Below are 11,809 nucleotides of genomic sequence, written 5' to 3' on the forward strand. Positions count from 1 at the left end.
TTCCGTACCCGTGCTTGCACGGGCAGCCCCCGACCTTTCCCACGGGAGGGGGCTTTACCCCCACCCAAGGTCGCGTGCTGCCCTATGTTGTGTGCTGTCATTAGAGATCCATCAACAACCGGCGTGGATCCTCGAGCGCCTCTTTTACGCGGACGAGGAAGGTCACGGCGCCTTTGCCGTCGACGATGCGGTGATCGTAGGACAGCGCCAGATACATCATCGGACGGATCACAACCTGACCGTTGATCGCCATGGGGCGGTCTTGGATTTTGTGCATGCCGAGGATGCCGGACTGTGGTGGGTTTAGGATCGGCGAGGACATCAGCGAGCCGTAGACACCACCGTTCGAAATGGTGAACGTGCCGCCCTGCATTTCGGCCATGCTGAGTTTGCCGTCGCGTGCTTTGGCGCTTTTTTCAGCGATCGCTTTTTCGATGCCAGCGAATGACATCTGATCGGCGTCGTTGATCACAGGAACCACGAGGCCGGTGGGCGTGCCAGCGGCGATGCCCATGTTGACGTAGTTTTTGTAAACCACATCCGTGCCGTCAATCTCAGCGTTGACCTCTGGGACCTCATTCAGGGCGTGGATACAGGCCTTGGTAAAGAAAGACATAAAGCCCAGTTTGACGCCGTGCTTTTTGAGGAAGAGATCTTTGTATTCGTTGCGCAGGGCCATCACCTCGGTCATGTCGACCTCGTTGTAGGTGGTCAGCATTGCAGCGGTGTTCTGGCTGTCTTTGAGACGGCGCGCGATGGTCTGGCGCAGACGGGTCATTTTCACGCGCTCTTCGCGGGCGGCTTGATCGGCTGCAACGGGTGCACGTGGTGCCGCAGCAGGTGCGGATGCCGCGGGTTTAGGATCTGAGAGAGCTTTCAAAACATCGCCTTTCATAACGCGGCCATTTTTGCCGGTGGCTGTGACGTCGTCGCGGCTGAGGTTGTTTTCAGCCATCAGTTTCTTGGCGCTAGGGGCATCTTCGCCCTTGGCGGTTGCAGCAGCCGTTGGAGCCGCTGCTGGAGCAGAAGCAGACGCTGCGGGGGCCGCACCTGCGCCTGTGTTCATGACGGCCAGTTTGCCACCTGCCTCGACGGTGTCGCCTTCGCCTGCGAGAATCTCGCCCAATGTACCAGAGGCAGGTGCGGGGACTTCGACGCTGACCTTGTCAGTCTCAAGCTCGCAGAGCATCTCATCAGCTTGAACGCTGTCACCTGATTTCTTGAACCATGTGGATACGGTCGCTTCGGTCACGCTTTCGCCCAATGTTGGAACCATAACATCGATGACATCGCCACCGTATGCGGCAGGTGCTGCTTTGGCTGCGGCCTTGGGGGCTGGGGCAGGTGCTACACCTTCGCCCTCAGACAGCGTTGCGAGTAGTGCGTCGACGCCGACGGTGTCGCCTTCGGCTGCAACGATCTCGGAGAGAGTGCCAGCCGAAGGGCTTGGCACTTCTACAGTGACCTTGTCGGTTTCCAGCTCGCAGAGCATTTCATCGACCGCAACAGCGTCGCCTGGTTTTTTGAACCATGTAGCAACGGTGGCTTCGGTGACGCTTTCGCCGAGGGTAGGGACGCGGATTTCGGTGCTCATTTCGAGGCTCCTTTGATCGTCAGCGCATCGTTCACGAGGGCTGCTTGTTCTGCTTTGTGTTTGCTGGCGAGACCTGTGGCGGGCGACGCGGATGCGGCGCGACCGGCATAGGACGGGCGAGAGTTTTTGGCTTTGATACGGGTGAGAACCCATTCAAGGTTCGGCTCCATAAAGGACCACGCGCCTTGGTTCTTCGGCTCTTCCTGACACCAGACAATATCGGCGTTCTTGAAGCGTTCGAGTTCTTTGACCGCAGATTGAGCGGGGAACGGGTAGAACTGTTCAAATCTCAGGATGTAGATGTCGTCGATGCCGCGGGCGTCGCGTTCTTCGAGAAGATCAAAGTACACCTTGCCCGAGCAAATGACGACGCGTTTGATTTTGTCGTCGGCCTTGAGCGTGGTATCCGAATTGCCCTGCTGGGCATCGTCCCACAGCACACGGTGGAAGGACGACCCTGTGGTGAACTCTTCTGCCTTGGACACAGCCATTTTGTGACGCAGCAATGACTTGGGTGTCATCAACATCAGCGGCTTGCGGTAGCTGCGGTGCAACTGGCGGCGCAGGATGTGAAAGTAGTTGGCCGGTGTGGTACAGTTCGCCACGATCCAGTTGTCGCCGCCGCACATTGTGAGGAAGCGTTCCAGACGTGCGGACGAGTGTTCTGGGCCTTGGCCTTCGAACCCGTGAGGCATGAGACATACGAGACCCGACATGCGCAGCCATTTGCTTTCGCCCGAGGAGATGAACTGGTCAAACATGATCTGCGCGCCGTTGGCAAAGTCGCCAAACTGGGCTTCCCAAAGGGTCAGCGCGTTTGGCTCGGCCAACGAGTAGCCATATTCAAACCCGAGCACCGCATATTCGGATAGCATCGAGTCGATGACCTCGTAGTGGGCCTGACCCTCGCGGATGTTGTTGAGCGGGAAGTAACGCTCTTCGGTGTCTTGGTTCACAAGGCCCGAGTGGCGTTGCGAGAACGTACCACGTGTGGCGTCCTGACCGGACAATCGCACGCGGTAGCCTTCGGTCAATAGGCTGCCAAAGGCGAGCGCCTCGGCGGTCGCCCAGTCAAAGCCTTCGCCGGATTTGAACATCTGCGATTTGGTGTCCAAGAGACGACCCACTGTTTTGTGCAGAGGAAATCCATCAGGGGCCGTAGTCAGAGCGGCGCCGACTTCTTTCATGGTGTCAGTGGCAATGGCGGTTTGACCGCGTTGGTATTCCTCACCACGCTTGTCGAGGTGGGACCATTTGCCATCCAACCAGTCGGCCTTGTTCGGCTTATAGGTTTTGCCCGCTTCGAACTCTTCGTTGAGGTGCGCTTGGAACGACGCCTTCATATCCTCGATCTCGCCCTCGGGGATCAGCCCGTCGCGCACGAGACGTTCGGTATAGAGCGTCAGCGAAGTTTTTTGCTTTTTGATCTTTTTGTACATCAGCGGGTTGGTGAACATCGGCTCGTCGCCTTCGTTGTGACCAAAGCGGCGGTAGCAAATGATGTCGATGACCACGTCCTTGTGGAACTTCTGGCGGAACTCGGTCGCGACCTTGGCCGCGTGTACAACCGCCTCCGGATCATCGCCATTCACGTGGAAGATTGGTGCCTCAACCATCAGCGCGATGTCAGTCGGGTAGGGTGACGACCGGCTAAAGTGTGGGGCGGTGGTAAAGCCAATTTGGTTGTTCACCACGATATGCATGGTGCCCCCGGTTTTGTGACCGCGCAGACCAGAGAGACCAAAGCCTTCGGCCACGACGCCCTGACCAGCAAAGGCCGCGTCACCGTGCAATAGGATCGGCAGCACCTTCGTGCGCTCTTCATCGCCCAGTTGGTCCTGCTTGGCGCGTGCCTTGCCCAGAACGACGGGGTTCACGGCCTCTAGGTGCGACGGGTTCGCTGTCAGCGATAGGTGAACAGAGTTGCCGTCAAATTCGCGATCGGCCGAGGCCCCGAGGTGGTATTTCACATCGCCCGAGCCGTCGACATCTTCTGGTTTGAAGCTGCCGCCCTGAAATTCGTTAAAGATCGCGCGGTACGGTTTGGACATAACATTGGCTAGCACCGACAGGCGGCCACGATGCGGCATCCCGAGGATGATATCCTGAACACCGAGGTTACCACCCCGTTTGATGATCTGCTCCATAGCAGGGATCAAGCTTTCGCCGCCGTCGAGGCCGAAACGTTTCGTGCCCATGTATTTGACGTGCAAGAATTTCTCAAAGCCTTCGGCCTGAACCATCTTGCCCAAGATTGCCTTGCGGCCTTCCTTGGTAAAGTTGATTTCCTTGCCCAGACCCTCGATCCGCTCTTTCAGCCAACCGGCCTCTTCGGGGTTCGAGATGTGCATGTACTGCAGCGCGAAGGTGCCGCAATAGGTGCGTTGCACAATCGCGAGGATCTCGTTCATCGTGGCGACCTCGAGGCCGAGCACGTTGTCGATAAAGATCGGGCGATCCATGTCCGCGGCGGAAAAGCCATAGTTGGCCGGATCAAGCTCTGGATGCGGTTTCGTCTCGCGCATACCCAGCGGGTCTAGATCGGCGATCAAGTGGCCACGGATGCGGTAGGCACGAATGATCATCAACGCGCGGATGCTGTCGAGAACGGCGGCACGCAGTTGCGCATCGGTGATCTCGGCGCCGGACTCTGCGGCTTTGGCGGCGATTTTTTTGCCTGCGGCGGCTGCTTCTTTGGGATCGGCGGGCCATTGGCCGTCGAGAGCTGCGGTCAGGTCGTCGTTGGGTGTTGGTGGCCAATCGGTGCGCGCCCAAGATGGGCCTGCGGCCTCGGCCCGTGCGTCGGCGCGGCTGTCACCCAGATCCCTAAAGAACGCCTGCCAGCTTGCATCGACCGCATTAGGGTCAGCAGCATAACGCGCGTATAGTTGTTCGATGTATTCAGCATTGTGCCCTTGCAAAAAGGACGAAGCGTGGAAGACGTCGTTGTTGGATTGGTCAGTCATTGGGGGACCTCAGCATGTTACCCGAACTGGATTCGTACGGGTTAGTTTTTGAATGAGCGAACGGTCAAGCTGTTCGACAATTACGCGTTCAGAGTTACAAATCGCCTTTGAAAACTCTTCGAGCTCGAATCGTGAAAACACACCGGTCTTAAAGCTGAAGCGGCGGACCGCTGCGTTAGGTGTAGAGGGTTCAAGGTCTACGCCACTGGGGATGGCAACAACACGAAATTGATCAAGCGGTTCAAATGCTTGCGCGAGTGTTGAATTCGGAAGAATTACCAAAAATGAAAGTGCCGCCAGACGGATACGTCGGGCTTTGCCTGACCCTCCCCACGGGAGGGCGCATTGCGCCGTCCCAAGCTTGGGCACAGCCCTAAGCCTATTGGAGAGGGTGAGGTTCATCGTTTTAGCCGATCGCTTCGAGAACCGCTTCGCCGAGGCCAGCGGGGCTTTCAGCGACGACGACGCCTGCGGACCGCATAGCTTCGATCTTGTCTTCTGCGCCGCCTTTGCCTCCGGCAACGATCGCACCGGCGTGGCCCATACGGCGACCGGGAGGGGCTGTGCGACCCGCGATAAAGCCAGCAGTTGGTTTCCAACGGCCCTTCTTCTTTTCATCAGCGAGGAACTGTGCGGCTTCTTCTTCAGCCGACCCGCCAATTTCGCCAATCATGATGATCGACTGGGTTTCGTCATCCGCGAGGAAACGCTCGAGCACATCAATATGCTCGGTCCCTTTGATCGGGTCACCACCGATGCCGACGGCTGTGGACTGGCCCAAACCGCTGTCGGTCGTCTGCTTGACGGCCTCATAGGTCAGTGTGCCTGAACGCGAAACAACGCCAACCGAGCCACGTTTGTGGATGTGACCAGGCATAATGCCGATTTTGCAGGCATCAGGTGTAATCACGCCGGGGCAGTTTGGACCGATGAGGATTGAAGACGACCCTTCGAGGGCGCGCTTAACCTTCATCATGTCGAGCACTGGAATGCCTTCGGTGATGCAGCAAATGAATGGGATCTCGGCGTCGAGCGCTTCGAGAATGGAATCCGCAGCAAAGGGGGGCGGGACATAGATCACGGTCGCGTTTGCGCCGGTTGTCTCTACGGCCTCGTGGCAAGAGTTGAACACCGGCAGGTCAAGATGTGTCTGGCCGCCCTTGCCCGGTGTCACGCCGCCAACCATTTTGGTGCCGTAAGCGATCGCTTGTTCCGAGTGGAATGTGCCCTGTGAGCCAGTAAAGCCCTGACAGATCACTTTGGTATTTTCGTCGATGAGAATGGCCATGTGGCCTCCGTATCATGGAGTGGTGCGGGCGGTGTTGCCACCGCCCAACAGGATTTAGTTTTCGACCAGAACGAACTCTTCCACGACAGCATCAGATGCGACAGCGTTGCGGTTAAGCATTGTTGTCTCGCCGTTTGGTCCAAGCAGCAACGATTGTGTTTGCGGGCCGTCACGCTTTTTCCGGTTTTCTGCGTCGCGGTTGCCCGAGCATGCAGTCAAAGCGAGCGTTGCAATCAGCAAAGTGGCTGGGATCAATTTTGTCGTGGTAGTGTCCTTCCTAGTGTTCTTTTGTTTGTCTTTCTATTCGAGACGGGGGCACCAAAATACGTGATGGTGCGCCCGTTTTGGCTTGGGTTTATCCCTTGACCGCTTTTACGATTTTCTCAGCGCCGTCTTTCAGATCGTCAGCTGCGATCACGTCAACGTCCGAGTTGTTGATGATGGCTTTGCCTTCTTCAACGTTCGTGCCTTCTAGGCGCACAACCAGCGGCACCTGAAGTCCGACCTCTTTCACAGCAGATACAACGCCTTCGGCGATCACATCGCAGCGCATGATGCCGCCAAAGATGTTGACGAGGATGCCTTTGACCTGCGGGTCCGAGGTGATGATTTTGAACGCTTCGGTGACCTTTTCCTTGGTCGCGCCGCCGCCTACGTCGAGGAAGTTGGCAGGCTCTGCACCGTAGAGTTTGATGATGTCCATTGTGGCCATCGCCAGACCCGCACCGTTAACCATGCAGCCAATCTCGCCGTCCAGCGCGATATAGTTGAGGTCGTACTTGGATGCAGCCAGCTCTTTGGGGTCTTCTTCTGTCTCGTCGCGAAGCGCGGCGATGTCAGCGTGGCGGTAGACCGCGTTGCCGTCAAAAGAGACCTTGGCATCGAGCACCTTAAGATCGCCGCCGTCGGTGACGATCAATGGGTTGATCTCGAGCATCTCCATGTCTTTTTCGACAAACGCTTTGTACAGGGTGCCCATAAGAGCGACGCATTGTTTTACTTGTGCGCCTTTGAGGCCCAACGAGAATGCAATGCGGCGGCCGTGATAAGCCTGATAGCCAGCAGCAGGATCGACCGAGAACGATAGAATTTTCTCTGGTGTCTCTGCGGCGACTTCTTCGATGTCCATGCCGCCTTCGGTAGAACAGACAAAGCTTATCTGAGACGTCTGACGATCGACGAGCAGTGCAAGGTAGAGTTCGGTCTCAATGCCCGAGCCATCTTCGATGTAGATGCGGTTGACCTGTTTGCCGGCCGGACCTGTTTGGTGTGTGACCAATGTGCGGCCCAACATCTTTTTGGCTTCTTCAGCGGCTTCAGCCACCGATTTGGCAAGACGTACGCCACCGGCATCACCGGCATCGGCCTCTTTGAATTTACCTTTGCCGCGTCCACCTGCGTGGATCTGCGCTTTGACAACCCAAAGAGGGCCATCCAATTCGCCGGCTGCGGTTTTGGCATCCTCTGCTTTGAGCACGGGGCGGCCGTCGGAAACGGGGGCACCGTAGCTGCGCAAAAGAGCCTTGGCTTGGTATTCGTGAATATTCATGGACAGGGTCCCTGTGGTTTGGTTCACTTGTCACTATGCATGGAGTTTCCGATTTTCCACGGGGAAAATGCATGGATTGATATAAATCCGACATTTGTGATCACAGGTTGAAAAAGTGTGATCACAAATTACCTGATGATCATAATTACCAAGAATTTAACGGGTTTGAAAAGATTCGTGAGGCTGCTAGCAATAGGGTGGGCCGAGACGCGCCCCGAGTTTGGCGGTGGGAATGACAAAAACAACCTGGTCAGCGGTAGCAACGGTGGATGAACCCCCCGCATTGGTACAGGCGTGGGTTGCGTGGCATCTGGCGCTGGGCGCAAAAGAGGTGTTTGTCTATTTTGACCGACCTGATGATCCAGCCGCAGATTTGATCGAGGGCACGCCACGGGTTCATGTCACCCGATGTGACGCCGCCTATTGGGAGGCCAAAGGCCGCCGCCCAGATCCGCATCAATCGCGCCAACTGCGCAATGGAACGGACGCGTTTCACCGAACTCAGGCCGCGTGGTTGTTGCATTTGGATGCGGATGAATACCTGTGGTGCGAGAGCGATTTGGCCCAAGAGCTGAGCGAGCAAGAGGTTGAGGTGGATTTTGTTCGTCTGCGCAATGTTGAACGCATTTATCGTGTTGGCGAGGCTGCGCCGACAATCTTTGGTGACGCCTTCCGCAAGCCGCTAAAAGGGCAGCCCGAACGGGGTGCCGAGCTCTTTGGCCCAGACTTTTTGATGACGTCGCGTGGGCTGACCGGACATTCGGTTGGCAAGTCGATCACGCGGGTGCGGGGCGATCGCAAGATTGCGATCCATAAACCACGTGGTCAGAACAAGGCCGAGACCGAGGCGCTGGTTCGTTCGTTTTCCAGCTCTACAACTCTGCTGCACTTTGATGGGCTGACGCCGCTCAACTGGATTTACAAGCTTTTGCGCAAGGCACACTCGATTTCAGACGAAGGCGGCATTGCAGCGTCGCCGCATCGGCAAAAACAACTGGATGCGGTTGTCGCTAAAGCGCATGATCCGGCGACCGCAACCGACCTGCATGACAGGCTCAAGGTCGTGGATGAAACGCGGATGTCCGAACTGCTATGGTTGGGTTTGACCTACGAAGTGCCGTTCGATGTGACCGCAGCCTTGGCCGAGGTTTTTCCCCGCCAAGACATTGATCTGTCACCTGCGGCGATTGACGCATGGTTGTGGGCGCAAAAGGGTGACTTGATGCGGCGCTACGGGTTGGACGGTTAGTTCAGAAACAACATGAACAGGCCCGCCGCATTGCCCGTTACGCGGTTGAAATCACTCAAGGTCTGAAAATCAGCGACTGACCCTTGCTCCATATATTTGGCAAGCGCGTGACCCTGAATATAACCAATGATGTCAATCGGTTCAGGGTCTATTGTCCATGATTTCAAATTGATACCAGCAGTGTCGTTCATCAGCCAGTGCGGCACCAACAAGTCGCCCTCTAACAGGGATGTCGTATCCTTGAGCACGGCCTGCCACGCAGCCCCTGTACCCTTAGGCATTTCGAGAGGTAGCGCTGCAGTTTGACGGTCGTTCGGTACCCATTCATTCAGATTGTCCGTCTCTGCCTCTACCAAACGCCAAAAGGTTTCGCTGTCGCGCATCATTTCCAGCAGGTGCGCATGTGCGGCGCGGGTGCGCGAGACGTCGGGTTGCTGTTCAAGCGTCGCAATCAGTGAAGAGATGATGAACAAGGTATTTGCATCATCGCGCGTCACAAACTGGGCCACAGCGGGGCCGCCCCGCAAATCGTTGAGGCGCGCATCGCCGGTCATCACATCGGTCAACGCCGTCGTCGGGTCAAAGGCCAACGCGAGATTGGCAGTGCCTGACATCAAGTGGGTGTAGGCCGAAAGCCAGTGAACATCGGCCGTATCAAGGCGGACGACGGCTAGGGGGCTGTCCGCGAGTTGCTCGATCGCGGCCTCAGATTCCCATGCAGGAAGCGCAAGGAGAACGCCAAGTTCGCCCAGTCCCTCACCCAAGTTGCGTGTGCCGTTCGCATCGATGTCAAGCCACAGCTCTGCAAGGTCGAGATTCAACGCCACATCGCCACTGATTTGGTCAAGCGCCGCACGGGCCTTGGTCATGTGACTGTCAACATCGCCGAAGATCCGTTCGATCGTATCAGGCGTGAACGGATCAGCGTTCGGGTTTGGTGGCAACGGCAGCGCAAGGCTCGGAATGTCCAACGTGTCATCAACCATGCCTGTGCGATAGCGATGCTGGAACGCGCTTTCGATGCCGCGAAGGAAATTCGCGACGCCAAGCGTAAAGTGTTCATCATTGCTGCGCGTCGGGAGATATTCCAGCACGTTGATCGTGGCCTCAAGCCCGTTTGGCGACAGCTTGGCCGATGGGGTGGCGTCGCCCCATGCGGCCGTGGTCAGCATCAGGCTTGTGCAGGCGGTTATCAGAAAACGGTACATCTTGTTTCTCCCATTGATCGATTTGAACATAGTTTGTGAACATTGTTCATTTCAATGTGTGGCACAAAGAAAAAGGGCCACCCGAGGGCAGCCCTTTGAAATAATGTGAGTTTTTCTTAAACGAGGCTATCGTCGATGCCTTTGCACGCGTCAACCAGACCTTTGACCGCATCGACAGATTTGTCGAACATGGCCTGCTCTTCTTTGGACAGATCGATGTTCACAACCTTCTCGATGCCACCAGCGCCGATTACAGTCGGTACACCGACGTAAAAGCCATCAAGGCCGTAGGCGCCGTCAACATATGCAGCACAGGGCAGGACGCGTTTTTGGTCCTTGAGATAGGCCTCGGCCATCTCGATTGCCGATGTCGCAGGTGCGTAGAACGCAGAACCTGTTTTCAACAGGCCAACGATTTCTGCACCGCCATCACGGGTCCGCTGAACGATCGCGTCCAGTTTGTCCTGTGTGGTCCAGCCCATTTTCACGAGGTCAGGCAGAGGAATGCCAGCAACGGTCGAATAGCGTGTGAGCGGCACCATTGTGTCGCCGTGGCCGCCTAGAACGAATGCTGTGACGTCGCGCATTGAGACGCCGAACTCTTCGGACAGGAAGTGACGGAAGCGCGCGCTGTCGAGAACGCCAGCCATGCCGCATACCTTGTGGTGTGGCATGCCCGAGAATTCGCGCAGGGCCCAAACCATCGCGTCGAGCGGGTTAGTAATACAGATGACGAAAGCGTCGGGGGCGTGTTTGGCAATGCCTTCGCCCACGGATTTCATCACTTTGAGGTTGATGCCCAAGAGGTCATCACGGCTCATGCCGGGTTTGCGAGCGACACCAGCGGTGACGATGCAAACGTCTGCGCCCGCGATGTCGGCGTAGTCCGTTGTGCCGGACATTGCGGCGTCAAAGCCTTCGGCAGGGCCGGATTCTGCAATGTCGAGCGCCTTGCCCTGTGGTGTGCCGTCGGCGATGTCAAAAAGTACAACGTCGCCCAATTCCTTGATCGCTGCGAGATGGGCGAGTGTGCCGCCGATCTGTCCCGAGCCGATGAGGGCAATTTTAGGTCTGGCCATGTGATAGGTCCCCTATGAGGTTTTGGTCAGTGAGGTTTTGATCGGGGGCGTGCTACCGCTTTGCGCTAGGGCTGGCAAGGGCCGTACCTGAGTTGTGACTGCGGCTGGCGCGATTCAAAAATGCTCAAAAAAATGGCGACATTAGGGATTTATGCGCCAAGACAGGGGGTTGGGACCTAGGTGTCATACAAAAAAGAACCCAAAGCGATGCGACGGGTTCTTTTGCAATGCAGCGTTGTATGGAGGTTTTCCAACAATTATGCAGGTGGATCCGTGTTCGGAAGCGCCTCTGCCACCTGCTGATAGGATTGACCCGAAGCGACAAGACAGGTCGGACCACCCGGCGTTGTGACAGTAATGGTCCATGAGCCGGCATCGAGATTCGCGAACACCGTGACCACCGTATTGTTCGAGCCCAGCGCGATCGACTGGCGGGATTCGCCATAGCGGTCAGCGAGCCGTTCAACGACAGCAGTATGAGGACCACAGGCACCGCCTGATTGCGCAAAGGCGTGGTTGGTTGCGAACAGCAGCGCGCCAAACCCCGAGAGAGAGTGTCAAAAAATGTTTGTTCTTGCCGTGCCCCGTTCCAATAGATGTTTCGTGAAGGCGGAGGCCAAACGTCCCTGTGATGACCTCCGCTGATACAATGCAGCGACGATCAACAGTTCCCCGACTGAACGGTTTGACGTTCGGCCAACCTTTCGTTGCTGTGCGGACAATCTGAGGTAAAATATTTCAAAATAGGTTAACATACCCGAGCGGGGCCTGTTGCGCAGGGGTCTACTGGGCGTCTGCTGCCGAGGTTTCGCTGCGTCGCGGCAAAATCCCCCTTGAATGATTTATCAAAATAATGCGATCACGGCGCAAGAATAT

At 56.7% G+C, this 11,809-nt stretch carries 8 protein-coding genes; 1 reads left to right on the forward strand and 7 read right to left on the reverse strand.

The annotated features are described in order from the left end of the window. Window positions 1–100 precede the first annotated feature (100 nt). From odhB to sucC, 5 genes are all read right to left on the reverse strand, one after another. The gene (odhB, locus tag TR2A62_RS14720; RefSeq protein WP_009158581.1) at window positions 101–1,594 is read right to left on the reverse strand and encodes a 2-oxoglutarate dehydrogenase complex dihydrolipoyllysine-residue succinyltransferase; all 1,494 of its coding nucleotides are present in this window, start codon (window positions 1,592–1,594) and stop codon (window positions 101–103) included. Then, the gene (locus tag TR2A62_RS14725; protein WP_009158708.1) at window positions 1,591–4,560 is read right to left on the reverse strand and encodes a 2-oxoglutarate dehydrogenase E1 component; all 2,970 of its coding nucleotides are present in this window, start codon (window positions 4,558–4,560) and stop codon (window positions 1,591–1,593) included. Before TR2A62_RS14725 ends, odhB begins: the two co-directional genes overlap by 4 nt. Window positions 4,561–4,966: 406 nt before the next feature. Beyond that, window positions 4,967–5,848: a succinate--CoA ligase subunit alpha gene (gene sucD / locus TR2A62_RS14730; RefSeq protein WP_009157866.1), complete on the reverse strand. Its 882-nt coding sequence runs from the start codon at window positions 5,846–5,848 to the stop codon at window positions 4,967–4,969. A 54-nt stretch (window positions 5,849–5,902) separates the two neighbouring features. Beyond that, a complete protein-coding gene (locus tag TR2A62_RS14735; protein ID WP_009160384.1) occupies window positions 5,903–6,088 on the reverse strand; it encodes a hypothetical protein in 186 nt (61 codons plus the stop codon). Between the two features lie 115 nt (window positions 6,089–6,203). After that, complete coding sequence (gene sucC / locus TR2A62_RS14740) at window positions 6,204–7,397, reverse strand: ADP-forming succinate--CoA ligase subunit beta (protein ID WP_009159500.1); 1,194 nt, start codon at window positions 7,395–7,397, stop codon at window positions 6,204–6,206. Window positions 7,398–7,629: 232 nt separating this feature from the next. Between sucC and TR2A62_RS14745 the strand changes: the two genes are divergently transcribed. Then, the gene (locus tag TR2A62_RS14745) at window positions 7,630–8,646 is read left to right on the forward strand and encodes a glycosyltransferase family 2 protein (RefSeq protein WP_040820818.1); all 1,017 of its coding nucleotides are present in this window, start codon (window positions 7,630–7,632) and stop codon (window positions 8,644–8,646) included. On the opposite strand, the gene TR2A62_RS14750 is transcribed toward TR2A62_RS14745, so the two are convergent. Both TR2A62_RS14750 and mdh read right to left on the reverse strand, forming a co-directional pair. After that, the gene (locus tag TR2A62_RS14750; RefSeq protein ID WP_009158205.1) at window positions 8,643–9,854 is read right to left on the reverse strand and encodes a hypothetical protein; all 1,212 of its coding nucleotides are present in this window, start codon (window positions 9,852–9,854) and stop codon (window positions 8,643–8,645) included. The genes TR2A62_RS14745 and TR2A62_RS14750 overlap by 4 nt on opposite strands. Before the next feature lie 116 nt (window positions 9,855–9,970). Next, window positions 9,971–10,933 (reverse strand): malate dehydrogenase, encoded by a 963-nt coding sequence (mdh, locus tag TR2A62_RS14755; protein WP_009160497.1) that lies wholly within the window; start codon window positions 10,931–10,933, stop codon window positions 9,971–9,973. Between the last annotated feature and the right edge of the window lie 876 nt (window positions 10,934–11,809).

It is taken from the genome of Thalassobium sp. R2A62, from assembly GCF_000161835.1.
Taxonomy (GTDB): Bacteria; Pseudomonadota; Alphaproteobacteria; order Rhodobacterales; family Rhodobacteraceae; genus Thalassobium.

Coding starts and splice junctions, on each gene's coding strand:
- odhB (WP_009158581.1), bottom strand. CDS start 1,594: ATGAGCACCGAAATCCGCGTCCCTACCCTCGGCGAAAGCGTCACCGAA.
- TR2A62_RS14725 (WP_009158708.1), bottom strand. CDS start 4,560: ATGACTGACCAATCCAACAACGACGTCTTCCACGCTTCGTCCTTTTTG.
- sucD (WP_009157866.1), bottom strand. CDS start 5,848: ATGGCCATTCTCATCGACGAAAATACCAAAGTGATCTGTCAGGGCTTT.
- sucC (WP_009159500.1), bottom strand. CDS start 7,397: ATGAATATTCACGAATACCAAGCCAAGGCTCTTTTGCGCAGCTACGGT.
- TR2A62_RS14745 (WP_040820818.1), top strand. CDS start 7,630: ATGACAAAAACAACCTGGTCAGCGGTAGCAACGGTGGATGAACCCCCC.
- TR2A62_RS14750 (WP_009158205.1), bottom strand. CDS start 9,854: ATGTACCGTTTTCTGATAACCGCCTGCACAAGCCTGATGCTGACCACG.
- mdh (WP_009160497.1), bottom strand. CDS start 10,933: ATGGCCAGACCTAAAATTGCCCTCATCGGCTCGGGACAGATCGGCGGC.